Source organism: Thermostilla marina, assembly GCF_054657455.1.
The window spans coordinates 2,279,886-2,306,681 of sequence record NZ_BAAHYR010000001.1 but is presented as its reverse complement, the minus strand read 5'-3'; the positions used below and the strand labels follow the sequence as shown (position 1 = coordinate 2,306,681).

Here is a 26,796-nt window from a genome sequence, read left to right as displayed (position 1 = left end):
GGCCGAACCTGTTTCGGAGATTATAATCGCACCAACACGCCGTTTCGCAAAAAGAACGCGAAAAATTACGCGTTGTCACCCGCCGGTTCCTTCCGCCTGCCTTTTTCTCTCCCGGAGCTTTCTATGCGACGCAACTCGCTTTCGTATCTACCGTCGATCACTCACCTTACCGTCGTTTCGTCGCTCGGCTTCTGCCTGTTCCTTTGCACCTCAACAACCGATTTTTCGGAAGCGATCGCATCAGAAATCACCGTGCATGTGGCCGCAACGAACAGTGATGCCCCCGGCGAACCGACAGTGCACACCCTTGAAGAGGCTTTGCGGCGTGCCCGCGAACTGCGCAAAGGCCAAGCCACAAGTGTTCCCGTCACCATCGCGATCCATGCGGGAACGTATCCGATCGAAAAGCCCATCGTTTTGACTCCCGAAGACAGCGGGAGACCGAATGCGCCCTTGGTGATTCGGGCTGCCGGCGACGGCCCGGTCGTCATCTCCGGCGGCAAGCCGATCACCGGTTGGCGATTGACTGCTGACGGTTTGTGGCAGACTGAAATTCCCGAAGTGCGGGAAGGCAGGTGGCACTTTCGGGAACTCTTCGTCGGCGGCACACGCCGCCTTCGCGCCCGCAAACCGAACAAGGGTTTTCTCCGCGTGGCCGGTTTCCCCGACGGCGGTCGTGAGGTTCATTATCACACCGACTGTCGGCGATTCGAATTTGCCCCCGGCGACCTCGATCCCGATTGGTACAACCTGAACGACGTCGAGGTCATCGTCTATCATTTTTGGACCGACTCTCACTTGCCGATCGAATCGATCGATTCGGCGACGAACATCGTCACGTTTCGCCATAAGGCAGGAAAAGTCTTCACCGACGACTTCACCTCCAACGGTGCCCGCTACATCGTCGAAAACGTCCGCGAAGAATTGGATGCACCGGGCGAATGGTATCTCGACCGCCGCTCGGGAATACTCACATACAAGCCGCTGCCGGGAGAACACCCCGACCGCACATCGGTCATCGCCCCGATTGCACCGCGACTCGTCGAACTACGGGGGAATCCGTCGACGCGGCACTACGTGCGAAACGTGGAATTCCGCGACATCGCGTTCGCGTACGCGAATTTCGAACTACCGATCGGCAATTCCAACGACAAGCAAGGATCGGCCAGCGTCCCGGCCGCGATTTATCTCAGAGGCGCCGAGCAATGTACCTTCGAGCATTGCACGGTCGAAAACGTGGGCACGTTCGCCTTCGAAATCGCCGAAGGATGCCGCGACAATGCGTTCCGAGCCAACCGGATCGCGCATTGCGCGGCGGGAGCCTTTCGGATCAACGGTGGCGACGACACCGCTCATCCGCTGCTCCGCACCGGCAACAACGAAATCGCCGACAATGTGGTCGAGTACTACGGCGAAGTCTACCCTTCGGCGGTCGGCATCCTGCTCATGCACACCTTCGGTAACCGCGTCTCTCACAATCATATTCACCACGGGTGGTACACGGGCGTTTCCGTCGGCTGGGAATGGGGCTACCAACGGAGCATCAGTCGCGACAACCGAATCGAGTTCAACCATATACACCACATCGGCCAGGGGCTACTTTCCGACATGGGAGCGGTGTATACGCTCGGCGTGTCGCCCGGCACAGTCATCCGCAACAACCTGATCCACGACGTAGACGCCAATCAATACGGCGGCTGGGGAATCTACAACGACGAGGGCTCCACTCACATCCTCATTGAGAACAACATCGTCTACAACACGAAATTCGCAACTTACAACATTCACTATGCGAAAGAGGTAACCGTCTGCAACAACGTCTTTGCTCTCGGCAAACTCGAACAGATCAGTCGCGGCCGGGTCGAACCGCACATCAGTGTTTTCTTCGAAAACAACATCGTGTACTGGCGAGAAGGCAAACTGCTGTCGAAAAACTGGTCGGACGAGCCCTACACATTCCACTTCCATCCGAAGAATGCAGAAGGTGAACGAACGGTCGATACGACGTTCGTATTCGATTACAACCTCTACTTCAACCCGACGCAGTCGCTTCAAGAGGTCGATTTCGCCGGCGGTAATTTCGCCCAATGGCAAGCACGCGGCAAAGACGAACACTCGTTGTACGCCGATCCGAAATTCCGCGATCCGGAAAACGGCGACTTCACGCTGGCCGCAGATTCCCCGGCGTTCGACTTGGGCTTTCGTCCCATCGACACGACCACGATCGGACCGCGAACAACCCCCGGGCCGCGCACACCGTCTCGCTGAGTACCCTGCAAAGTCCGGACGCGCGCTGCACCCGAAGTTGCGGCATGCAGCTAGGGTGTGCCGTTCGTATCGTCAAGGCGTCGAACGTGGAGCAGTCCCGCGCGGGATTGAGGGGTTCGAATTGTAATCGTCCCCTCGACGTGCTCGTACAAGAGTTTGGTCGTCATCGCGATCAGATCGACCTGGACGACCTTCCATCGTCCCTTCGGCAAGCGGATGGTCAACTTGCTCTCCGTGTCGCTTCCCAGTACGTATTCTCGTCCGATACATCCCAGCACACGGAACGTCTCGGGCACATCGACGAAAGGCGTTTCGGACAAGGGCAGGGGGCGCATCGTCTCAAAGGCAATGTGCTCATCGATGTATCGGCGCAGGTAGCGCAAATTATCTGCCGCCTTGTGCGCCGAAGCGTCGAAACCGCCCCAAAAATATTGCCCCAGTTTCCGGCCGTACTTCTCGCCGGTGGTCGGATAGCCGCCCCCGAGGAAGGTGCCGAAACAACCTTCGATCACGTCCGCTTCCGTGAAGCGGTCGCCGTTGCCTTCGTAAGCGTTCTCGTCGTTCACCAGCGGTTTTTCCGGCGACCGCAAGCGGCTCTCGGCGGCTGCGTCCGCCGCTCGGGCGATGGTTTTGAGCTTCCATTGGATAATGCGGTGATCGTGCCAGTCGCCTTCGAGTTCCCTTTTCCACGGCCCCGGCGCCCCGTGAATCGAAACGGGATTGCCGTACGGCAAATATCGGCGCAAGATCGCGCCGAACCGGCGAACGTCTTCGGCCTTGTAATGGGGATTCTTGATGTCCCACTCATTGCACAAACAAAACCACACATTCGGATAACTGCCGTAGCGAGCCGCCACGTAACGCAACCAGGATTCCGCATCGCCTTGCAACGTCGACCGCGCTTCGACGGTATCCGGCCCGCACAAGATCAAGTCGCAAATCAGATCGCTATCGAATCCCGCACGAACGGCCGCATCGACGCGCTCGTGAAACCAACGCGGATTCGGTCGCAGAGAATTCCGACCGTCGTCACTCGGTCGGCCCTCGGCATCGAAAAACGGCTTGTCATCGGGATGAACATATCTTCCGCCGACCAACGAAAAACGCAGCTTCTTGAAGTACTCGGCATTGCCGCGTATGTCGTCGGCGATCGCCGCATCCAACTCGCCGCCGGCTGTTCGTCTGCTCAAAAACGTGTAGTGCGTATTGCCGACGATGTACATCGCCGCCCCGCTGCTCCGGCGGTACCAGCCGCCGTCCGCGATCCAAAACCCCGGATGGTCGCTCGGCCGACACAAAATCTCAGCACCAACCCGTTGTCCTCGCAACTCGGCACGGTTCGACGACGTTTCGACAACGCGCCAAAGGCCGGGTTCGTGGGGACAAAACCTCACTTTGAACACATTGCCGGTTTCACCCCCACGACCATCTCCGTCCCAAAAGCCCCATACGCGAATCTCGCGTCCTGAGGTCGCGTGGCGAAACACGACCGACAATTCGATATCCCGCGCCGCGGCATCCTTCGGCCCGCATGTCGGTCCTTCGAACGCCAGTTCGACCACGTGAAATTGCAATGTTTCGCGCGTACCGGAAGGCCCACCGAACGCCCGATCGGAAACGCCGACCAGCCACACCATCCAGGCGATCGCGAGCCCCATTCCGGAAACTGTCATACGATCGATCATGAACGTTCCTTTCTCGTAGAACCATCAGCGGTCGTCGAGGGGGGACAAGTGTGCGTCGGAAGCGTCGAGTACCAGTACCCAATCGTTGTCCTCCCCCTGCGACGGCGACGTAAAGGTGTACCGATCCGTGCCGGGGAAGCGTCCGATTCTCTCGGCCGCTCCGGTCCGTGGATTGAACCACCAGGCGACTCCCTCATCACCCCGCAAACAATGGCCGCGCACTGTTACCGAACCGCCGGTCGGCAAGTAGATGACGGCGTATGTACAATCATCGGCGATTGCCGCTCGGCGATGGTCGGCTCCCTCCAATGGATCGACAAGCAAGGATTCGTCGGGCACCAAATGCCAAAACGGCCTGCGCAAGAAAAGCGTCTTCATGTAGCCCATCTGTGTACTGCCGGGATGGTGCAAAGCTTCTTTCCACGGCGTGCGTGCCCATGAAATCGGCTTCCGGCCGGGCTGCCACATCTGCCAAATGTTGTGATTGCCGTACGTGTGGCCGCACGCGCCGCTGAGCATTGACCAGTACGCCGCCTGCCGCACGTCCCACGCATCGAACCATTCGCCGTCGGGCTTCCAGGCCACAGGGTGATCTTCGTAACGCGGTTCGCCGTCGAGCACCGGTTTGACGGGCCGTCTCCGATACGTTTCAAGCGTTTCTCGGTAGTTCGGATTGAAGCGTCTGCCGTGCCCCGACTGGAACATGTTGAAATCGAGCCACGCATCGCCGTGAAACCAGTCGGCCGAATTCGCGCCGCCTTGGGGATGGTAGGTCATCAAGTGGCTTCCACCGTCACCGCGTTCCAGGCCGCGAGCCAGCGCCCGCACGATAGCCAAGTGCCTTTCGTTCTCCGGATTTCGATCACCGCCCAAGATCCAAATGATCGGCTTGTCGCGATAGCGGCGCCCCAGAAATTCACCATACTTCTCGGCATTTTCCGGCGTGAAGACGACCGGTCCGACGCCCCATTTCTGGTTCCACTTGTCGCCCCAGGTGGGCAACATGCCGATGAACATCCCGAGTTCCGCTGCCTTGTCGACGACGAAATCGACGTGATCCCAATAATCATCGTTTTCCCCGGGGCCGATGCGAGGATGCGTCGGATCGTCGTCCACCAGCGGAACATAGCCGTAGGCGTTTGGTGTGTGGAGCCCGTCCAACTCAGCCAGCGCAACCGCTTGAATAACGGTAAAGCCCTTCGCCGCCCGGTCCCGCAGATACAGTTCCGCCTCGTCACGGGTCGTGCGGTGAAACAGTTCCCAAGCCGTATCGCCCAAGTAGAAAAACGGCTTGCCGTCGGCCGTTTGCAAGAATCGCCCGTTCAGTGCCACCTGTAGCCGCCATACCGTTTCGTCGCCGCAACATCGACTACCGGCAAGCGATGCCCCCAACAAGAGCACCAACCACACTTCGATGAAGCAAACCTGCCGCATGCGCATAGGGCGCCTCCTCGTATCTGCGAACGGCGACGACATATCCGGTCGTTCAAATGAGCCTCAACGTCGCGCAGAAGCAAACGTAATTCCCGGAAAACGACAAGACAAGCGAGCCGGAAGAAAGTTGTGTTGTCGACAATCGACAATACTCCCGGCCAGACAAGAGGCTCACCGAATAGCGTTCGTTCACCGCAAACGTCGACGTTCAAGGATTGTCCAGCACGGCGGACGACGGAATCGCCCCCGAGTCTTGTACCTTGACGTTTTGTTCTTCCAACCAATCGTTCCAGCCGCGAGCGGAAACCGGCCCCAGCCGTTCCCGATTGGTCGTCACGGCATAGGCCAAGAGTTGAGCCATGAACGGATTGCGCAAATACGACCGGATCGGCCACAGCTCGTTGAGCGTTTCAGCCGATTCCTGGTAGCGGCCTTGCAACGTCAAGATCCCGCAACGGCCGGCCAACCCGAACGCGCGCATCTCCGACTCGGCATCCGATTCCGCGGCCAACTCATCGCACAACTTGAGCGCTTCTTCCAAACGATCCTGCCCCAAATAGATCAACACCAACTGCGACTTCGCCAAGGCCACGTCGTCCGTCTGATCGGGGAAGTACTCGATGACGGCCTTCCACGCCTCTTCTGTTCCCACGACACGGGCATGGAGAATCTGCCGGACACTGGTATCGAATCGCTGAACCGCCAACCGTGGTGCGTCGGCCGAAGCAAGAAGCGGTGGTTCAGTATGTCCCCAATAAGCGACGGCGATTCCGATCGAAAAAGAAACCGCCGCTGCAAGCCCGATCGACACGGCAACGATAACCTTTTTGCGCGATGCTCGTGACGCCTTCATCAAACGTCCAAGCTGTTCCACTGCCTGGGTTCGCGCGGCCGTCGTCAATTCGGTAGTCTCGACGTCGGGCAGCGACTCGGGCCAATCGTCGCCGAACTCTTCCAGGTAGATCCGTCGCAACTCGCGCAGCAAGTCGACCGCCGAAGGAAACCGGTGAGCAGGATCTTTCTCGAGCATCCGATGAACGACGCGGCACAAACCCGCAGGCAAATCGGGCCGCAGTGATTCAAGCGGCTCAGGCCGCTTTTTCAAGTGCTGGACGGCCACCGCCAGCGGCGTTTCCCCCGAGAACGGCGGTTCCCCTGCGAGCAAGTGATAACACGTAACGCCGAAGGAGTAGATATCACTGCGGGAATCGAGCGGTTTGCCTTCGACCTGCTCGGGACTCATGTAAAGCGGCGTTCCCATCGTCATCCCGACGCGGGTCAACTCGACGCCTTCGCCGCTGGGCCGAACACGTGCCAATCCGAAATCGGCCACTTTCACCGCAAGCGTGTGATTCAGCAGGATGTTCTCCGGCTTCACGTCGCGATGGACGATTCCCTCTTCCGACGCCTTCACCAACGCCGCGGCCACTTGCCGCATGATGATCAACGCCGTTTTCGCGTTCGGCGGGCCGTTGCGCTGCAACCATTGCCGCAGATTCATCCCGGGCACGTACTCTTCCGCAATGTAGTACGTGTTGTCGAAACTCCCGACCTCGTAGATTTGTACGATGTTTGCATGCACAAGTCGCGCAGCGGCTTGTGCCTCGCGATGAAAACGGCGGACGTATGTTTCGTCGGAAGCCAGCTCCGGCCGTAAGACCTTCAGCGCCACCTGACGTTGCAGCGACTCTTGCTCGGCCAGGTAGACCTCGGCCATGGCCCCGGCTCCCAGCGACCGCAGGAGGTGGAAATCCCCGATCTTGCGGCCGGCCAACTCGGCCTTGGCTTTTCGGCTCGGACGATCTCCTTCCGCCATTTGAGTATCCTCTTGAAATCGACACGGCGTTTCGTACGATCGCGTCCCCGGCCCACGGCAATACGTACTCGACCGTCTTACCGGAAACTCACGATCCGACGACTCCGGCTATCTCTCCGCTGAGCACCAACCACACGACAATGCCGAGAAAGACGACCAACATCAACAGGATGATCGAAACCGCCGGCGATCGCCATATGTCCCGACGGCGCCGGGCCAACGGCCGCGGCACCCGGCCGGCGGACAAGGGAGGCGACGGCACGGTCGGAACGGCCTCGACATCGTCCTCCATTTCGCTATCCGGAGCGACGGGCGGAGGAACGGGGCTCGCCACAGGCGGCGGACGCAACACGCCGACGGGCAACTCGCCTGCCGGGCACACCACTGCCGTCATCTCGTGCTTCAGTTGTTCGTCGTACGCCGACTTTCGCTTCGGATCAGTCAAGCAGATACGTGCCGCAGCCACCTCGTTCAACAATCGTTGACATAATGCGGCATGCGGTCCTGTCTGAAATCGCCGCAAATGGACCATCTGGCGTTCCGCCGCGTTGTTGATCACGTCGACGTCCGACTCGAACAGCCCGATTCCCAACAACCGATAGTAATTGGGCGGCTGCTCGTCCGGCGGGATTCCCAACCATCGATGATACGGGTCAAACCCAGCGTCCATCGTCTCGTGCCACCATCGCATTCGGCACCGGTGTCGGCGCGCCGTCCTGTCGAGCGATGCATCCGTCGGCGCGTGCCGCTCCGTCGCACTCTTCCTTTTCCGTCACGCGGCAAAGCGACGCATCACGGTTTCGAGCTTGCCGCATCCAACTTCACGATAGTATATCTTATCGCCTTTCTCGCCTGCGAGCTGTGTTTGGCAGCCGGGCTCCCCCTTGCAAACCGCAACTTGGTAACCGGAGATACTCCCGGTCTCAAGCGGCAAGGTGCGACAGTAAGATCCTCGTTCCGATCAGGATCAAGATCGTCCCGCCGGCCAGGTCGGCGACACGGGACCAGCGTCTTCCAATACGTGCGCCGAATCCGATTCCGGCCCAGCTCAACCCGGCGGCCACCAAGCCGATCACGACCGCCGGAACCCACACCGATTCATTCAACAACGCCAACGTGAACCCGACGGCCAAGGCATCGATACTGGTGGCAATCGACAACACGACCAACGACCATCCCCGCGTGGGATCCGCAGTATCCTCGGGCTCGTCATCCGAACGCGATTCCCAGAACATCTTGCCGCCGATTCCAACCAACAAGGCGAACGCGATCCAGTGATCGACGGCTTCCAACCGGCTCGCCATGCTGCTCCCGACCGACCATCCGATGATCGGCATCAACGCCTGGAACAAACCGAAATGGAACGCGATGCGGAATACGTGCCGCGAGGTGATTTCCCCCAGACGCAGGCCGACGGCCACCGAAACCGCCAAGGCATCCATCGCCAGTGCGACTGCCAATGCTAGCACCGTCAACAGGTCCACTCGTCGCTATCCCGTTATGCAAACAATCGTGTGAGTATTCTTCGAAGGCCGATTGGAGACGTTGCTCTCCCGACACGGTCCTTCCATGCTACCGGATTCCGGCCCCCGCGACGAGACAACCTTTTCGGCAACGGGAAATCGATCGGCGGAGTGGGCATCAATGCGATACCCGTAGCCGCGCAGCACGACGGTGCCAATCTTCTTCGACGAAGAGAGGAGCCGCGAGACGTCGCAATTGCCGGCGATAGATTCGCCACGCGATCAACCCGACAAGCGACCACCCCAGCATGACGATGCCGCCCAAAACGCCCCACCGATACCAAACCCGCAGCGGGCGGCTTTGAATCGTGACCGAGGGAAGCTTCTCGTCGGCAAGTTTCCGATGCAATGCCTGCGCGGTATCCAATTGCGCACGCAGCGTTTCGATCTCGTCTTCCAGAGGACGGCGGGCTTCGACCAAATTGCGAATCTCGACCGCGGCCCGACTCGCCTCCACCGATTCGTCTTGCAAACGCTCGGTTTCGGCATCGATCTCCCCGATCCGCTCATCGATGCGGCCGATCTCGCCGTCGAGAACTTTCAGTTCGATTTCGGCCTCTTCCCGCATTTCTGTCAACACCCGTTGTTCGGCTTCCCGGCGCAGCGGATCGAGCTGCTTGCGCACCGCCGTCAATTGATTCCGAACCAATCGGACGGCGGCTGCACCATCGGCTTCGGCATCCTCGCTCGCCCCCCCTTCGGCCCCGGCCTCGCTTTGTGTTTCAGAGCCGTTTTCGGCTGCATGATCGACCGCTTGCAATTCGGCCAAACGGCGTACCAAAACGTCTTCGGTCGCCAGTAATTTGAGCGTTTCCGCATTCTTTTCCAATTCATGCCGTACACGCTCGGCATCGACAGACGTATCGTCTTCTAAGAGCCGCGACAACTCGCGACGACGGGCATCCTTCGTCGTTCGTTCGATCTGCAAATCGTTCTTTTCTTTTCGCAACGCCGCAATTTGCTGCTGCGCAAATTGTTGTTGAATCTCGAGCTGATAAGGGTTGCGTGTTCCGAGCCTTTTCTCGATATCGGCAAGTTTTCGATCGATCTCCTCGAGTCGCATCTCACGATCTTCCAGATCCGTGCGGATCTTTTGCAGATACGCCTCTGCGCGCAGCGAACCGACCCCGCGCAGGATTTTTCCATACTCTTCGCCGATTGTCCGCAAGACGACTTCTGCCCCGTTCGGTTCATTCCCTTTCAGACCCAAGCGAACGAACGGAAGTCTCTCGACTGCGTAGACTTCGAGCCGGTCGGCCAGAAAACTCAGTCGGTCTTGGGCATCCTCGGACATGTTCGCCTTGAAATACGCATCATGCCGGAGCGCACGCATCAAGAGCGTGCTTTGATTCGGCAACACTTTTGCGCCCGAAGGTTCCGACTCCGGTGCAATCGGATTGTAGCCGTCGCGAACGGCGGTCAAGAGACTATCGGCCGGAAACTCGATTCGGGCGGTCGTTTCGTATTCCGGCGGAACGATCCGGTCACGCAGGGCATACACTCCGCCGGCAATCCCGATATACGCGACGATCAACCCGGCCGCTGCGAAATATCGTTTGCCGCTTTGTCGGCGAAAACGCGGCACACGTCCGACGGCCACCATCGGAGCTTCACCCGCGGGCAGAACACGACTTGCAACCTCGCCGGTCTGAGCCGTTCGCCGAGCTCCACCGAAAGGTTCCGCCGCCGGAAGTTCACTCGGTTCCTCGCTACCGTTCGCGGACGAAGGTTGCTGTCGCGAATCCCCCACTTCCTTCTTTCGAAACTTCGGACGCTCCGGTACCGCTTTCTCGCTTTCACCCGGCGAAGCGCCGGAATCGGCCGCAGGCTGATCGGTTGCGTTGAGTTTTCGTGAGGATTGTTCGCGGTCGCGGAGCGCCTCTTCGCGCCGCGCCGCTTGCTTCTCCCACTCGCGACAACGAGCCTCGAACGCCTCGACTCGCTGTTTCAAAGCCTGTTCCTGTGCGTCCAAATCGGCTTTGCGCCGGTTCAAATCGGCCTCAATTTCTTGAAGACAATGCGTCTCGGCCTCCAACGACTCAATTCGTTTCTTGAGCTCGTCATCTCGGCGTTTTACGTCAGCCTCTGCCTTCTCAAGCGAGCCGGCACGTTCTTCCAACTCGTTTTCTCTGCGTGCGAGCGTCTTACCGCGTTCCCGCAATGCCTCGGCTTCGGCTGCGAGAGATTCTCTCGCGGCGTCGATTTCCTCCCGTTGCGAAGCAAGTTCTTGCCGGTCGCGCTCCAGTTCGGCGATTCGCTCTCGCCAACTTGCTTCTCGTGTTTTGAGTTCTTCCCACAGCTTGTCGAGATCCGCCTCGCGAGCCGCGAGAGCACTCGCTTGCTCTTGCAGGCCGCGTTTCCTCTCTTCCAATTCGCGTATCTGTCGCTCGTAGTCGGCAAACCGGGAATCGAGCTCCGCCTGCCGCTTGTGAAGCTGTTCTTCGAGATCGGCCAGCTCCTTCTGCCGCCGGTCGCGTTGTTCTTCCCATTGGGATCGGTCGCGCGAAAATTGCTCTTCCTGTTCGACCAGTGCTGCACGTCGTTGTTCAAGCTCGTCGTGCCAACGCTCGATGGCAGCCTGTCGTTCGGCCACCTGCTTTTCCCAACCATCCCGTCGAGAAGCGAACTCGGCTTCACGTTCCTCGATCTGTCGTTCTCGCAGGTCGAGCTGTTTTCGAAGCCGCTCCAAATCGTCGCGCCGTCGTTCCCAGTCTTCCTCGGCACGGCGCAGCGTCTGCTCGAGTTCTTTCAAATGGGATTGCCGCTCCTCGAGCGTGCAACGTTCCCGCTCGAGATCTTTCCTTGCCTGTTCGACGGTCTCCTGCTCTTTTCTCAACGACGCCTGTTCCCGATTCCGTTCGGTTTCCCATTCATGGCGCCCCTTTTCCCATTCGGCGAGCTGCTGTTCGAGTTCCTCTTCACGTCGATCGAGCGCGGCCTCACGATCCCGGAGAGATTGCTCAAACGTTCGAAGCCGCGTTTTCTCTTGCCGCAAATGTTCTTCGACGTCGCGTTCTTGCATTTCGAGACGCGAGGTCAGTTCTTCCACTTGCCGGCGATACGCGTCGATTGCGGCTTCCCGCTCTTCACACCGGGCAGTCAACTCCTGACGGAAAGCTTCCTCCGCTTGCAGAGCGGCTTCGCGTTCACCGAGTGCCGCCTCGCGTTCTTGCACCGTTGCGGCAAGTGCATCCAGCTCCTCCTGACGGATGAGCAAATCGGCTTCGCGTTGCTCCAGTTCCCGCTCCCGCTGGATGATTGCCTGCTCACGTGCCTCGATCGCCCGTTTTCGCGCCTCGCATTCCCGTCGTAGGGTCTCCAGCTCTTGCCGTTCTCGTCGAAGCGATTGGGCGGCTGCGTCTTCCTGCGGCGCCGCCGTTGCCGTTCCTTCGCGACAATCGTCGTCAGAAGAGGGCGGGGCAGGGGACTCCGATGCCGCATCGGCGATGTCCGCACCATCCGAAATCGAAACCGGCGACACCGTCACATCTCCCAGGTCGCCGTATAGGCCGGACAGATTCGAGGCATCGTCGTTCGGGTCGATCGGGGACAAATCGAACAGATCGTCTCCGCTGTCGTCGACTTGTCGTCGGGCCGTCTCAGAGACGACCAAGCGCAGTCCTACCTTGCCCAGCCGAATGCCCTCATTCGCCTCCCAAACCAGTGCGTCGTGACGATCCTTTCCCCGCCACACCCCATTGACGCTATGCAAGTCGAGCAGCCACGTGCGGCCGGCATGGTGGAAGACGGCAGCATGCACGCCCGAGACCGAGCGGTGCGTCAAGACGATGGGGCAGGGGGCATGGCGGCCGATCAACGTCAACCGCCGCACCAGTTGATACCGCCCGAGAACCCGTTTGCCCGCCAAGACCTCGATTCCGAGGCGATCGCCAGAATCCAGCGTCCCTCGTGCGTCCAAGGGCAATTCAGGCCGTTGTGAACCGCTCGGCGAGCTCCACGACGCACCGGCGGCAGGCTCACACCAGATTCGGTACGGCCCCAATCGCCATGCTTCGTTTTCGGCTTGGATGAGCGAAGCGTGACCACGATTGTCGCCGTTGGTCAACGGAACGGCCCATACTTGGTCCTCCACGGCCAGAATCAACAGGGCACGTCGCTCTATTTCGGGGTGAGAGAGCCGGATATCGACCTTCTCGAGACTCCCCACCACGGCAAAAGGCCGCTCGAGGGAAATACGGCGCACACCGCCAAGGCCGTCGAGACACACCTCGACCGGCTGCCAGTCCCACAACGAAAGCGGTGCGTTCGCCATGCCGTCCGACTCAACCGATGATTTCCTAAATCAACATTCCACCAACTCTATTGTATCTCAGAATCCCCTCATGGAAGGGGACTTCGCACAAACAGAGTAATTTAGGAAATCTCTAAAGGCCCCCACGTGAGGGGCTACCGTCGAGTGAGGCGTTGCACGGCTTCTGCATCCAGGGCTCCTCGGCCGGAAATTCGGCTTCCAAAAACAACCAGCCGGGCGATTGCGCCGCGAAACTGTCGATCCAAACCGGCCCCCCGCAGGGTGCGATTGAAATTGCCGATCGCCAAAGGGCCGATGTCGGTTCCTACCGGTCCCCGCGGATAACTCGTCCGTCGATCCAAGTGCACTTCGACCGGAACATCCGGCGAGTCGACGGGATCGCTGAAGTACCAGGCCACGTTGTCTGCATCCTTCCCAGCGTCATATGTGACGGCAAAGAAGATCCATCGACCGCGAACAAGTTTTCCCGGCGCACTGTCGTTTTGAACGCGATCGGGCCACTCGTTCACTGCCAATCGCAACCGTCCGTCCGCCAAATACACGAGATCGACTCCGGCATGATCATGGTTCAGCCAGAAAACGATCCGGTTGCCGCCGCTTCCCACAGTGAAGCTTTCGGTTTTGAGCCATCCGGCGATCGTGAAAGACCGCAAACCGCCCAATTCCGGGAAACGTTCATTCCCCGAGTCGACCCAGCCGAACGGTTTCTCGGTCGGGAATACGAATTCGCCGTTCGGCCCACGTGAAACCGGCGACTGAACGAGCAACGAGGGCATTTCCCCTTCCGCTTTGCCCGCGACGACCAACGGCAGCAGCTCGGCTGCATCGACGGCAATGGTGAGCCTTCCCGACGCCTGCGTACCGTCGTCCTGCGTCACCGTCACGACGACCTCATATACACCGGGACGTGCAAACGTGTACGAGGGATCCTTGCGGTCGGTCACGTTACCGTCGCCAAAGTCCCAATGTTGGGTCCCCGGCGTATCGCAAGCAAAGTGCACGACGAGCGGCGCGAGCCCTTCGGTCGTCGAGGCGCTCGGTCGGACCGCCGGTCGCAAGCGTTCTCCGGACGCGTATTTTTCGAAGCAGTACACAAGATCGGTCGTCGACGCGGTGAGATGCACGGGGCCGGGCATCGACGTCCCTTCGGGCAGGCGCGTCATGTTCCACGGATCGATGACGTCTCGTTTATACGGCCTGCTTCCGGGCAACTCGAAATCGATCGATTGACCGGCAAAACAGTAAACCAAGTAGAACTCACCGGGTTTTCCCAAGATGAACCGCCCCTCATCGTCTCCAAGCGGTTCCATTTCGTGGAACGGCGGCGCTTCGTCGGCCATGAAGCGTTTCAACCACGCGATGCGGGCGGGACTCTTACCGTGCAACACGCCGCCCTTGGACCACCAAAGAATGTCTTGCGGATCCAGATACGTCTCACCGTGTCCGACATAGCAGCCCGACAATGTTCCCAGCCAGAAGCGTTGCGTCATTTCCTGCGGCGTGAGATTTCCCCATCCCTGCGGCACGTTTCCCTCGTACCGGCATTCGTCGTAAATGACCGGCTTGCGGTACCGCTGCCGATATCGAATCCCGCCGCGCATGTCGGAACTCTGCAAACTGGCGTGGGTCACCCAGGGCTTGGTGTGATCGTACCAAACGCGTCCGTTGTGAATACCGCGCATGCGCCCATAAGGGTCTTCATGCTGCAGGATTTGGAAAAATCGGTCCCAGTCCTCGAATTGCTTCGGTCCCTTTCGGTCGGGCTGCTCGGTCATGAAATCGTATTCGTTGGCCAGCGACCACCACACGTTGCGAAAAGCGGCAAGGCGGGCGATGCAATATCGCAAGTAGCGATCGTCTTGTTCGTCGCTCATCCGCGAAAACCCCCAACGATCGTAAGGATGCCAGAGGATGATGTCGGCCTGGATTCCAAGCTGTTGCAAATCAAGGATTCGTTTTTCGAAATGCGACCAGAACGCCGGATCGGGACGATCGAAGTCGAACGATCCGTCTGCACGCTGCACAAAGGGATAACGTTCGGGATCGTTCTCGTTGTACACGTAGCTCTTGGGAAACACACAAAAGCGAATCTTATTGAAGGGCGACGCGGCAAGCGTCTTCAGCGTCCGTTCTTGGAGTTCTTCCGTCTGGTGTACCCATGCGTAACAGGTCGTGCCGAACTGATGGTACGGCGTACCGTCGGCATAACGTAGATAATATGTGGCGAAGGGCACGACGGGCCCATGATTTTCTACCCCCGGCGCCGTGGCAATCAGTACTCCGTGTCGACCATTCAACGCAGAAACATTGCTTGACGTTGCAAACTCCCAACGTCCTTCCGCAGGCGGCGAAAAGCGGAGCTTGTATCGCCCCCCGCCATCGTAGAATCCGGGAACGACGATACGCGTGTCGCCCGAGCGAAACTCGGCCTCGAACCGAACATCGAGGTACGGGTTACCGTCGCTTGGTCCCTCGAGCGTCGCCTCGTACAATCCCCAACGTTCGACCGTCTCCGAATTCGTCGCTGAAGCGTCCGTCCAGCCCCCGACGACGGCAGCGACAAAGACCGCCAAGAGAATCTCTTTGCGGCTTGCCGCCCCCAACAAAGCTTTTGTCCGGCAGCACATGATTTTCCCCCTGAAGCGACGGAACACATTGCAAAACGAGATCGCCTGCCCACACGCGCCGTACACATGTTGGAACGCACGACGCCGTGCCCCATTGAAATCGGCCGCTGCCCGGCAATCAAGCATCATTCGGTTCGTCTTCGTCTCGCGCAAGCCGCTTACGGAGCGTCGTGCGATGCAGCCCCAGCACACGCGCGGCGGCGGCATAGCGGCGATCACAGGCATTGAACACGGTCCTCATCACCGGCGGCTCGACAAGATCGAGCAATCGCTGATACAGATTCTCCAGCACGCCGTCGGCAGCAAGTTGACGGCGAGTCCACTGCGCGAGCAATTCGGCGATTTCGTTTTCCAGGTCGGTCTCGTCTCCGGTTCCCGTTCCGGCAACCAGTGATTGGGGAAACGGCGGGGGCAAATGTTCCGGAAGAATTCGGCCCCCACGTGCAACCATCGCGGCCGCCTCCAAACAGTTGCGCAACTCGCGTACGTTCCCCCACCAGGGTCGGCGACGCATTTCGGCCACCGTTTCCGGTGCCAACGTCGGTACGGGGCTGCCGTTACGACCGGCGAATCGGGCCAAGAAGTGCTCGGCCAACAAGGGGATGTCATCCAGCCGGTCACGCAAAGGCGGCAATTCGATTTCGAACGTTACGAGACGAAAATACAGATCTCGGCGAAACAATCCGCGATGAACCGAGTCGGCCAGATCCCGGTGTGTAGCCGAGATGATTCGAAAATCACACCGCACAGGCCGTTCCGCACCGATGGGAAGCACTTCGCCGTAATCAAGACTGCGCAGAAGTTTAACCTGGATCGCCTCCGGGATCTCGGCGACTTCGTCGATGAACAACGTGCCGCCGTCGGCCTGCTGCAACAAACCGCGACGACGATTTTCAGCCCCGGTGAAGGCGCCTCGTTCGTGGCCGAAAAGTTCACTTTCGGCCAAGGTAGGACTCAGCGAGGCGATGTTGACGGGCACGAACGGGCCGTTCGCTCGGCGGCTGAAACGATGAATGGCGTGCGCCACCAACTCCTTACCGGTGCCGGTTTCTCCCTTCAGATGGACACATGCCGTCCCTGCGGCCGCGAGGGCAACTTTCTTGAATACGTCCTGCATGACGGGCGAATTCCCGACGATAACGTACTCATCACCGTCGTTTACCGCATCCCTTTTACCCGGTTGCATTACCGTAGGAGCCCGGCTCACCTGTTCGATCAGGCGCCGAGCCTGTTTGATGTCGAACGGCTTCGTAAGATACTCGACGGCGCCGCGACGTACCGCTTCGACGGCAGTTTCCAGGTCGCCGTAAGCGGTGATCACGATAACGGGCAAATCGGGATACTCGCGCTGAAAGATCTCCAGCGCGTCGAGTCCGTTCATGCCGGGCAGTCGAACGTCCAACACGACGACGTCGGGGCGCCGTTTTGCGGCAATTTCGAGCCCTTCTTCGGCAGTGGCGACCGTCGCCACCTCTGCCCCGACCTGTTTACCCAGACGTCGAAATCCCCAGCAGATGGCCTCTTCGTCGTCTACGACGAGCCAGTACGGTCGCAATCGACTCGATCTGCCGTTCGGAAGCGTGTTCATGTCAGTCGTGTCGTCCCTCTTCCGCCGTTCCGCGATCGCGGTTGTCGTGTCCACTCGGTGGCGATTCCGATGTTAAACCGTCCTCTCCTCGAACGTTGCACGGCAAAATCAATTCAAACCGAGTCACGCCGTTCTCACGTCGCCAAGTGATTTTTCCAGCGTGCGACGCGGCAATGTTCGCCGCGGCCCACAGACCCAATCCCGTGCCGTCTTGTTTATCACTGACGAACGGTTCGAACAGTTCACCTCTGACTTTTTCACTGGGGCCCGGACCGTTGTCTTCGACGGCAAAGACGGCAAATCGCCCGGCGGTTTCTCCGTCGAGAAGACGTTGCTCCACCGCTACCCGCACACGTCCCGTTCCCGCCGACTCCGTCCGCTGCTCCACGGCATCAACGGCATTCACAACGAGGTTGACGACGGCCTGCGCTACGGCTTGTTCATCACAGCACAAGAACACCCCATCCTGTGTCTGATCGCGAGCGAATTCCAAATCGATTCCCGCGTGGCGGCAACGAGGCCGCAACAGCTCGACCGCCTTTTCAACAATCTTGTTCGCGTCGACGACCGATCGTCGTGGTTCGCCGTGTCGGCCCAGTTCCAGGAATCGCCGTAAGTAGTTTTCCATCAATTCGAGCTGGCGCCGCGCCACGTCCAACGAATCATCGTCCGCCGAGCCGGCGGGACACTCATCACCGTGAATCTCGATTGCGAACAAGGCCCCCGTCACGGCATTGCGCAATTGGTGCGCCAACGACGCGGCCAGATGATCGACTACCCGCAATTGCTCCGCGCGGCGTAAAGCTTGATGATACTGGGCCAATTTCTCGGTCATCTGGTTGATCGAGCGGGCCAAATCCCCCAATTCATCTTTCTGTACCGGGTCGGAAATGGGCACCAAGCGGCCCTCGGCGATTTGTCGTGTTTGCGACGACAACCGACCGATGCGTTTGCGGAAGCGTCCGGCCAACCAAGCCGAAGCAAGGGCAGCCAGAAGGGCAGCCGGCAAAGCGGCAAACACCAATCCCCAGACGAGCCCCCGCATCAACGGCTGCGCTCGGTCTTGAGGATAGAACACCCAAAGCACCTCGTCGCGTCGGCCTCGCCGGGTTCGTGGTATGGCCCGCACGCGAAAATCGACGTCGTCCAGCAACACTCCACGATTGAATTCATCTTGTGCCCATCGATCCGGGTGCGAGAAGAACCGATCAGGAAAGTGCCGCAACTGCTCGGCGTCGAAGGTAGCGTCGATAACGTTTCCATGACGGTCGGCCAAAACGTATTCGGCGCCCGACAACCCCTTCAATTGCAGCAACACGTGCTTGGTGAGGGGAAATTCGGCCGAAGCCAACGTTTCGCCCAAACGGCCGACCTGCAAGGCATCCTGCTGTTGCAATTCTCGAGTCGCGAGGAATCCGCACACCAGTACCAGCAAGATCATGGGAATAATCGTGATTCCCAACATCGGCAACAAGAGTTGATGGCGGATGGACCAACGCATGCAAGAAACATTTCAACGATTCGAGAGTCCGGAGCGAAAGCCGCTTGTTCGTACTTTTTGCACGGTACTTGACGGAAACTCGACATGTCAACCCGCCGGGCAACGCTTTCTGATATCCGGAGAACGGTTCCAGTATATGGCGTCGTTTCCGACACCACATTGTCGGCTGAACCGACACCGGAAGGCTGTTGATTCTGAATTCGTTCCTCGAATCTACAATCCCATCTGTTACAGCAAGCCGCTTTTTCAACGGTGCATTGCCCGGAATTTCCGGCCTATCAATCGAACGGCACGCCGATTGCTTTACTTCATGGCCTCACCAAGACGCGCGCGTTCGGAATCGTCACCGACCGGACGTCGAGAAGAGAACAGCTATTGCAGCTTGGAAATCGCCGAAAGGACACATGATGTATCGCCGAGACTCCGCGCCGAAGAACAACCCGCAAATGGGGTTTACGCTCGTCGAATTGCTGGTCGTCATCGCCATCATCGGAATCTTGATTGCGCTCCTGCTCCCCGCCGTCCAGGCTGCCCGCGAGGCGGCGAGGCGATCGCAATGCAAGAACAACCTCCGTCAGATCGGCTTGGCACTGCACAATTACCTTTCGGCCAACCGCGTCTTTCCGCCGAGCTTCTGTATCCGCCGACAAACGGTTCTGACCGGTAACAACGGCTCTTGGTCGATTCACGGTCGTCTCTTGCCGTACCTGGAACAAGGCAATGCCTACAACAACGTGCGACTCGACATCGCCTGGGATGCCCAACTGGCGACCGGCGTCCCGACCATGGGGATCTCGACCTACATTTGTCCCAGCGATCCCAACGGAGATCGAGTCCGCCCCAAAAACGGAGCGCCGTACATTCACCCTCAAAATTACGGCTTCAATTTCGGTACCTGGCTGGTTTGGAATCCTTCCACCGGTGAAGGGGGCGACGGAGCATTCTATGTAAACAGCAGTCTCTCGCCGGCGGCGTTCGTCGACGGTCTGAGCAATACCCTAGCCGCCGCCGAAGTAAAAGCGTTCACGCCTTATTTTCGCAACACGGCCGATCCCGGTCCCACCGTTCCCGCATCGCCTGCCGACGTAGCCGCATTGGCTGCCGGCGCCCAATTCAAACTCGGGCCGTCCGTCAACAACAACACGGGGCACACCGAATGGTGCGACGGCCGTGTGCATCACAGCGGGATTACGACGACTTTCACCCCCAACACGAAGGTCCTGTACACGCACACCGACGGCAACACGTACGACGTCGACTACAACTCGATGCAAGAGGGCAAGAGCACGACGCAACCCACCTATGCCGCCGTCACCGCCCGCAGCTATCATCCCGGCGTCGTCTGTAGCCTTTACATGGATGGATCCGTCCACGAAACCCAGGAAACGATCGACTTGGCAATCTGGCGAGCCATGGGGACGCGTCGGGGCGGAGACCGCACGCGATGATTCACCGGATTGGTCGGCACACGGCGAGACATCGCTCAACGTAAAGTGCAAACCGCTCGACCGGCGGCCCCTTTTTGCCGCGATTTAACCTCCGGGGCCGCCGTCTTTTTGCGCCGTCGCCTTTTCGGGAACACGCGGGGGGCTTAGAATCATACCGTCAGGCGGTATCGTGCCGCTTCTCGGACCTACGGCCTCCCGCACGTTTGTCTTGCTCACCTTGCGACCGGTATGGAGTCGTCCCAAGCGACGCGGCAGCATCATTCCAAACCGACACCGACAACGTGCGGTCGGCAGGGAGACTTGTCATGGCGGTTCTTCACATCATCGAGGGGCCCAACGCCGGACGGACCTACAGCATCGACGAGCCGGAAACCGTCCTCGGACGGCATCCCGACTGCGACATCGTGCTGGAAATCGGGGCCGTCAGCCGTCAACACGCGCGCATCACCCGGACGGAAACGGGATACATCATCGAAGACCTCAATAGCCGTAACGGAACGTTCGTCAATGACCAACGTTTGATCGCTCCACACCGTCTGCGGGAGGGAGACCGTATCCGTATCTGCGACCTCGTCTTCCAATTCCAAGAGTCGGCCGTGCCGAAGGGCTCGGCAGCCTCGGGCGAACCGGAAACCGCCTTCCTCGACGAAGAACAACCCGGTAACTCGACGATCATGTCGACGATCGACGTGGTCGCCACGCGGGAAAACCTTCGGCTGGAGGTAAACACAGAAGCCAAGCTGAAAGCCCTGATCGAGATCAGCCACAATCTGGGCAAGGCGGTTTCGCTGGAAAAGGTCCTCGACAAGATTCTGGAAAGCTTGTTCAAGGTATTTGTACAGGCCGACCGCGGTTTTGTCGTATTGTATGACCCAACCCGCGACCGATTGGTTCCCCGAGCCTTCAAAAGCCGCAAAGAAGACCCCTCCGGCGGCCCGCGCATCAGCGGTACGATCATCCGCCGCGTCATGGCTGAGAAGAAAGCGATCCTCTCCGGTGACGTGGCGACCGACTCGCGATTCTTGATGAGCCAAAGTATCGTCGACTTTCCGATCCACTCGATGATGTGTGCGCCGTTGGTCTCATCAGAAGGCAAAGTACTGGGGGTCATCCAGCTCGACACCCGCGATCCTCGGATGCGATTCACCGCCGGCGACCTCGAAGTGCTGGCCGGTGCGGCCAACCAAGCGGCTGTGGCCGTCGAAAACGCCATGCTCCACGAGGCGTTAATGCGGGAAGAATTGCTGCGCCGCGAGCTGGCGTTGGCACACAAGGTGCAACAAGGGTTCTTACCGGCCGACCGACCGGAACTGGAAGCCTACGAGTTCTACGATTACTACGATCCTGCCCACGAGTTGGGCGGCGATTACTTCGACTACATTCCCTTGCCCGCCCGACGTTTGGCAATCGTGGTCGGCGACGTGTCGGGAAAAGGGATCGCAGCGGCGCTGTTGATGGCAAAACTCTCGGCCGAAACGCGATATTGCCTGGCAACCGAAGGCGCCTCCGAGGCGGCCGTCACCCGACTGAACAAGATCTTCTGCCAACCGCAATGGGAAAGCCGCTTCGTTACGATGCTGGTGGCCGTACTCGATCCGGTCACGCATCGAATCGTGCTGGTAAACGCGGGCCATCCCCCCCTGATCGTGCGTCGGGCCAACGGGGAGCTCGAATCGGTCGGTGCCGAAATCGCCGGACTTCCACTGGGGGTACTCCCTTCGGCAACCTATAAGACAACGACATTCACGATCGCTCCCGGCGATGCCGTCATCTTTTACACCGATGGCGTTCCCGACGCGATGAACAGCAAAGAAGAGTTCTTCGGACGCGACGGAATCATTCGCTCCTTGCCGACGGGCAAAGCCACTGCCGAAACGATCGGCAACCGCATCGTCCAGGAAGTCCACCGCTTCGTGGGCGAACAACCGCAAAGCGACGATATCTGCCTTACCGTGATCTCGCGAAAAGAAGGCTCCTGAAGGAAGGCGCCGGCTGTGACCGGTACTTGCTTAGGGCCTGCGGATGACGAATTCATCGACGTCCAATTCGGGTACCGACTTGAATTTGTCGATTCGCGCCGCATCGAGGATGTCGCCGGTCAGTCCGATCTCGACCAAGTTTTGTCCGCCCTCTGTGTCTTGCAGCTTTTCGGCAAGCATTTCCGGGGTGATCGGCTCGGCTCCGACGACATAGGGTTCCGCAAAGGTCGATCGCCAATTCTCGCGAGCGGTGATCGCCTGCGCATTCAAGTCGTAACGCAACCCGCCGCGACGCTGCAATCGATCAACCAGGAAGCCTGCGAACAAGGTGTCGTCGCGGCTGTAGTCACCGTCGGTTCCGGCGCACAACAAGTGAATTGCCTTCGTTTCGGTCAGCAGCGCTTGGTACACGGCCGTCGCGTTCACGAAGCTCCCGATTAGGACTCGTTCGGCCTTCTCACAGCGCGACAACGCGAGCGTCCCGTTGGTCGTCGTGAAAACGATCCGCTTGCCGGCGACCCGGTCCGCTTCGTACTCGCCGGGTGAATTTCCCAAATCGAATCCTTCCGGCGGTAAACCCTTGCGTTCACCTCCGAGCAACACGTTGTCGCCTAGGCTCTCTGCCGTTCGACGGGCATCTTCGAGGTCGCGGCAGGGATAAACCGCCTCCGCCCCGGCTTCCAAGGCGTACACGATCGTGGTCGACGCCCTCAGAATGTCGATTACCACGACCGTCCCCTGGGAAAGTTCCGACGGTTCCGCCAAACTAGGTAACGAATGGACGATGATTCTCGGATTCATGAACACCCCCTCATTTTAGGGGACACAATGTTTTGCGCAATGATCTTTTCGGCGATCGGCATCGCCTTTGAACATGTTTCGCCGCTCAGCCCCCAAAAGGTTATGCGCAACCTGTGAATTCCGCCATCGATACGACGGTCACGGTAGAATACACCGATTGTACGGATCGTACCCCCAATTCCCAGAAACCGACACAAAGCCTCCACTTTTCAATGCCGATGTTCCCTGCCCGGGCATCGCGTTTCCCAGAGAGACGGTATGTTGAGTCGCCCCTCCCGAACCACCGACCGACCGCCGGTAGATTCCAGCCAGACGCGGGTCATCGACAAGTCCGATGAACGTATCCGCAACATGTTCGCCGAGATCGCCCCGCGATATGATCTTCTGAATCATCTGCTGTCGGCCGGTGTCGACATCTATTGGCGTCGCCGAACGGCCAAACGGGTGTTGCCGTTGCCGGAGGGACCGATTCTCGACGTGTGCGCCGGTACCGGCGATTTGTCGTTCGCTTTGCAACGACGGTTCCGCGGAGAACGCCGCATCATCGCAGCCGATTTTTGTCGTCCCATGCTGGCCATCGGCCGGCAAAAAGCACATAAGAAACGTTGCGAAAGCATTGCTTGGCTCGAGGCGGACACACAGCGGCTACCATTTGCCGACGACACGTTCGCCCTCGTCTGCGTCGCCTTCGGCCTGCGCAACGTGGCCGATACCGACGCCGGATTGGCCGAAATGGTCCGGACGACCAAACCCGGTGGAAAAGTAGCGATCCTCGAATTCACACTGCCCCGAGGGATTGTCGGAAAGCTTTACGCGTGGTACTTCCACCGCGTGCTGCCGAGAATCGGCCAGGCGTTGGCGGGCAATCGCTACGCGGCCTACAATTATTTGCCGGTCAGCGTCTCGGAATTCCCCCAATACGAGGGGCTTTGTCAGCAAATGGAACGCGCCGGACTGCACTCCGTGCGGTTTCTTCCCATGACGTTCGGCATTGCAACCCTGTATATAGGTACGAAATGAAACGACAAGTCGTCCTGGCGATCACCGGAGCGAGTGGGGTGACATACGCCATCCGTCTGGCGGAGGTCTTGTTGGCGGCCGCCTGCGACGTTCACCTGACGATCAGCTCGGCAGGAGCCACCGTGTTGCGGGAAGAGCTCGACATGCAGGTCGATCTCGAGAACTTCCAGCCCGGCATGCTGCTTCTGGATCGCGGTCCGGATTCGGACGACGCCAAACTGCGGATCATCCGCAGCCTGGCAGGAGTGTCCAGCGAATCGAGCAATGTGCTCGACGTTTCCACCGGCGAACCGGGCGAGATCATTTACCATCACTACAAGCGACTGACCGCTGCGATCGCCAGCGGTTCCTTCTTGACGCATGGGATGGTGATCTGCCCCTGCTCCATGGCGACGCTTGCAGCCATCGTTCACGGCACAGGCACGAACCTGATTCATCGAGCGGCTGAAGTCCATATGAAGGAACGACGACCGTTGATTCTCGTACCGCGTGAAACCCCGCTTTCGGTCGTACACTTGGAAAATATGACCCGCGTAGCCAAAGCCGGGGCGATCGTCATGCCCGCCATGCCCGGCTTTTACCACGGGGTTACCGGCGTTCGCGATCTGGTCGACTTCGTCGTGGCCCGCATTGCCGACCAACTGGGAATCGAAAACGCCCTGATCCGCCGCTGGGGGAGCTGACGTGATCGCATCGATTCGCCGGCTTCTTGAGCTCGTCCGATTCAGCCACACCGTGTTCGCCCTGCCGTTCGCGTTGTTGGGAGCCGTCATGGCCTGGGCCGAAACGCCCTTTCGCTGGCGAGATTTGGCAGGTATTCTGCTTTGCATGGTATTCGCCCGCAGCGCGGCAATGGCGTTCAATCGGCTGGTCGATCGGCATTACGATGCGTTGAATCCTCGCACGGCGAATCGACACTTGCCGCGCGGCGAAATATCTACTCGCACGGTTATGTTGTTCACCGTGGTCTGCTGTCTCGGCTTCGTTGCGTCGACCCTGCTTTTCTTGCCGAATCGATGGCCGATTGCCGCCTCGCTTCCCGTACTATTGTTTCTGCTGGGATACAGTTACACCAAGCGATTTACCGAATTGTCGCACTTTTGGCTCGGTACGGCGTTGATGCTGGCACCGATCGCGGCGTGGGTGGCAATTGCGGGAAGACCGGCTGCCGCCCCCGTGGTGCTGGGACTTGCTGTTTTGTTTTGGGTAGCCGGCTTCGATATGATTTATGCGTGCCAAGACGCCGAATTCGATCGCAAAGTGCGATTGCGCAGCGTTCCCGCACGTTTAGGCATCCGCCGGACCTTGCGTCTTTCGGCGTTGTGCCATGCGATTGTCGTCGCCCTGCTGGCGGCCGTCCCGCTGTGGTACCCCAGGCTCGGCGCGACATACCTGATCGGCGTCGGAATTATTACAGCGCTATTGATTTATGAGCACAGCGTCGTCCGCCCCGACGACCTGACGCGGGTGAACGTGGCCTTCTTTCACGTCAACGCCGTGATCAGTATTGGAGTGTTTGTAATCGGCGCCATCGATATTTGGCTGCTGTGACGGCACTACCGTCACCTGCCGATCGCACCATTTCCGAAGTCGGAGGTGACGGTTCATACCGAATTGGAAACAAGAGTCGTCTCCACCGGTACGCCCCTCGGCCGGCAAAGAGACGGTGATACACCAATCACGGAGACCTCCATGTTGCTTTCATCAACGCGGCACGATACGCGTTTCGACGCCATACGCGAAAAAGTGGTCGCCGGCGAACGTCTTTCCGTCGACGACGGCATTTACCTGTTTTCGCCCGAGGTCGATTTGCACGCCTTGGGACAACTGGCCGAAGCACGCTGCCTCGAAAGGCACGGCCCCATCGCGTATTACAATCTGAACGATCACCTGAATCCCAGTAATCTCTGCGTCTACAACTGCCGGTTCTGCGCGTACAGCCGCAAGGCCGGCGACGCCGACGCTTACGAGCTGAACTTCGACCAGATGCTCGCGAGGGCTCAATCGGCGGTCGAGCGCGGCGCCACGGAATTGCACATCGTAGGCGGAATTCACCCTGAAAAGCCGTTTTCGTGGTACCTGGACATTCTTCGCACGATCCACGAGGCTTGGCCGAATCTACACTTGAAGGCTTGGACGGCGGTCGAAATCGTTTGGTTCGCCCGTCTGACGAAGAAACCGTATGCTTGGGTGCTGGAACAGTTGATCGAAGCGGGGTTGGGAAGCCTCCCCGGCGGGGGCGCCGAAATCTTCGCACCGCACGTCCGCAAGCAAATCGCGCCGGGAAAGGCCGACGCCCAACAATGGCTGGAGGCGCACCGTGCCGCGCACGGACTGGGGCTGAAAAGTAACGCCACGATGCTGTACGGGCACCTCGAATCCCCCGCCGATCGCATCGATCACATGCGGCGTCTGCGCGAACTGCAAGACGAAACCGGCGGCTTCCAGGCGTTCATCCCCCTGTCGTTTCACCCGAAGGGAACACAACTTTCGCGCTTGGAGCAGTCCACGTCGTTGGATGACCTCCGCGTCATCGCCGTCTCACGGTTGTTTCTCGACAATTTTCCGCACATCAAGGCGTACTGGATTTCGTTGGGCGTGGGCACGGCTCAGGTCGCCTTGGCGTACGGGGCAAACGACCTCGACGGCACGGTGTACCACGAACAGATCCACCATGAAGCCGGCTCAGAGGCACCGGACGCATTGACGGTGGAGCAACTACGTGGTCTGATCGAAGAAGCCGGTCGTCGACCGGTGGAACGGGACAGCCTGTACCGGCGCGTCGTGCGTGACGGAACGGAATGGCGGATCGCCGAATCGTCGTAGCGACAGG

At 59.3% G+C, this 26,796-nt stretch carries 17 protein-coding genes; 7 read left to right on the top strand and 10 right to left on the bottom strand.

What is annotated here, in order from left to right:
* The first annotated feature begins 123 nt into the window (after positions 1-123).
* Entirely contained in the window at positions 124-2,268 is a 2,145-nt protein-coding gene (locus ACYQ2I_RS08490; RefSeq protein ID WP_460166580.1) for a right-handed parallel beta-helix repeat-containing protein, read from the top strand.
* Positions 2,269-2,318: 50 nt separating this feature from the next.
* On the opposite strand, the gene ACYQ2I_RS08485 is transcribed toward ACYQ2I_RS08490, so the two are convergent.
* The 9 genes from ACYQ2I_RS08485 to ACYQ2I_RS08445 form a co-directional block, all read right to left on the bottom strand.
* Positions 2,319-3,953 (bottom strand): DUF5060 domain-containing protein, encoded by a 1,635-nt coding sequence (locus ACYQ2I_RS08485; RefSeq protein ID WP_460166579.1) that lies wholly within the window; start codon positions 3,951-3,953, stop codon positions 2,319-2,321.
* A 24-nt stretch (positions 3,954-3,977) separates the two neighbouring features.
* Positions 3,978-5,393, bottom strand: a complete 1,416-nt coding sequence (locus tag ACYQ2I_RS08480; RefSeq protein WP_460166578.1) for a glycoside hydrolase family 140 protein — start codon at positions 5,391-5,393, stop codon at positions 3,978-3,980.
* Between the two features lie 202 nt (positions 5,394-5,595).
* On the bottom strand, positions 5,596-7,203 hold the full coding sequence (locus tag ACYQ2I_RS08475) for a serine/threonine-protein kinase (protein WP_460166577.1): 1,608 nt from the start codon (positions 7,201-7,203) through the stop codon (positions 5,596-5,598).
* Between the two features lie 88 nt (positions 7,204-7,291).
* Positions 7,292-7,873, bottom strand: a complete 582-nt coding sequence (locus ACYQ2I_RS08470; RefSeq protein ID WP_460166576.1) for a hypothetical protein — start codon at positions 7,871-7,873, stop codon at positions 7,292-7,294.
* Positions 7,874-8,126: 253 nt separating this feature from the next.
* Positions 8,127-8,672, bottom strand: a complete 546-nt coding sequence (locus ACYQ2I_RS08465) for a manganese efflux pump MntP (protein ID WP_460168405.1) — start codon at positions 8,670-8,672, stop codon at positions 8,127-8,129.
* A gap of 172 nt (positions 8,673-8,844) precedes the next feature.
* Entirely contained in the window at positions 8,845-12,999 is a 4,155-nt protein-coding gene (locus tag ACYQ2I_RS08460; protein WP_460166575.1) for an FHA domain-containing protein, read from the bottom strand.
* A 134-nt stretch (positions 13,000-13,133) separates the two neighbouring features.
* Positions 13,134-15,626 (bottom strand): DUF5060 domain-containing protein, encoded by a 2,493-nt coding sequence (locus tag ACYQ2I_RS08455; RefSeq protein WP_460166574.1) that lies wholly within the window; start codon positions 15,624-15,626, stop codon positions 13,134-13,136.
* Positions 15,627-15,744: 118 nt separating this feature from the next.
* Complete coding sequence (locus tag ACYQ2I_RS08450; RefSeq protein WP_460166573.1) at positions 15,745-17,214, bottom strand: sigma-54-dependent transcriptional regulator; 1,470 nt, start codon at positions 17,212-17,214, stop codon at positions 15,745-15,747.
* A 1-nt stretch (position 17,215) separates the two neighbouring features.
* Positions 17,216-18,715, bottom strand: coding sequence for an ATP-binding protein (locus ACYQ2I_RS08445; protein ID WP_460166572.1), 1,500 nt, complete (start codon positions 18,713-18,715; stop codon positions 17,216-17,218).
* Positions 18,716-19,119: 404 nt separating this feature from the next.
* Here ACYQ2I_RS08445 and ACYQ2I_RS08440 point away from each other — a divergent pair, with 404 nt between their 5' ends.
* Together ACYQ2I_RS08440 and ACYQ2I_RS08435 are read left to right on the top strand one after the other, a co-directional pair.
* Positions 19,120-20,163, top strand: coding sequence for a DUF1559 domain-containing protein (locus ACYQ2I_RS08440; RefSeq protein WP_460166571.1), 1,044 nt, complete (start codon positions 19,120-19,122; stop codon positions 20,161-20,163).
* A gap of 305 nt (positions 20,164-20,468) precedes the next feature.
* A complete protein-coding gene (locus ACYQ2I_RS08435) occupies positions 20,469-22,142 on the top strand; it encodes a SpoIIE family protein phosphatase (protein WP_460166570.1) in 1,674 nt (557 codons plus the stop codon).
* A 30-nt stretch (positions 22,143-22,172) separates the two neighbouring features.
* Here ACYQ2I_RS08435 and ACYQ2I_RS08430 read toward each other — a convergent pair whose 3' ends face one another.
* The gene (locus ACYQ2I_RS08430) at positions 22,173-22,943 is read right to left on the bottom strand and encodes a 2-phosphosulfolactate phosphatase (protein ID WP_460166569.1); all 771 of its coding nucleotides are present in this window, start codon (positions 22,941-22,943) and stop codon (positions 22,173-22,175) included.
* A 258-nt stretch (positions 22,944-23,201) separates the two neighbouring features.
* Between ACYQ2I_RS08430 and ubiE the strand changes: the two genes are divergently transcribed.
* The 4 genes from ubiE to mqnE all read left to right on the top strand — a co-directional run bounded on the left by ubiE (position 23,202) and on the right by mqnE (position 26,789).
* A complete protein-coding gene (gene ubiE, locus ACYQ2I_RS08425) occupies positions 23,202-23,963 on the top strand; it encodes a bifunctional demethylmenaquinone methyltransferase/2-methoxy-6-polyprenyl-1,4-benzoquinol methylase UbiE (protein ID WP_460166568.1) in 762 nt (253 codons plus the stop codon).
* Positions 23,960-24,646 carry a UbiX family flavin prenyltransferase gene (locus ACYQ2I_RS08420; protein ID WP_460166567.1) on the top strand — a complete coding sequence of 229 codons (687 nt, stop codon included), beginning with the start codon at positions 23,960-23,962 and terminating at the stop codon, positions 24,644-24,646. Before ubiE ends, ACYQ2I_RS08420 begins: the two co-directional genes overlap by 4 nt.
* A 1-nt stretch (position 24,647) precedes the next feature.
* A complete protein-coding gene (locus tag ACYQ2I_RS08415; protein ID WP_460166566.1) occupies positions 24,648-25,514 on the top strand; it encodes a 4-hydroxybenzoate octaprenyltransferase in 867 nt (288 codons plus the stop codon).
* A 141-nt stretch (positions 25,515-25,655) separates the two neighbouring features.
* On the top strand, positions 25,656-26,789 hold the full coding sequence (gene mqnE / locus ACYQ2I_RS08410) for an aminofutalosine synthase MqnE (RefSeq protein ID WP_460166565.1): 1,134 nt from the start codon (positions 25,656-25,658) through the stop codon (positions 26,787-26,789).
* The last annotated feature ends 7 nt before the right edge of the window (positions 26,790-26,796 follow it).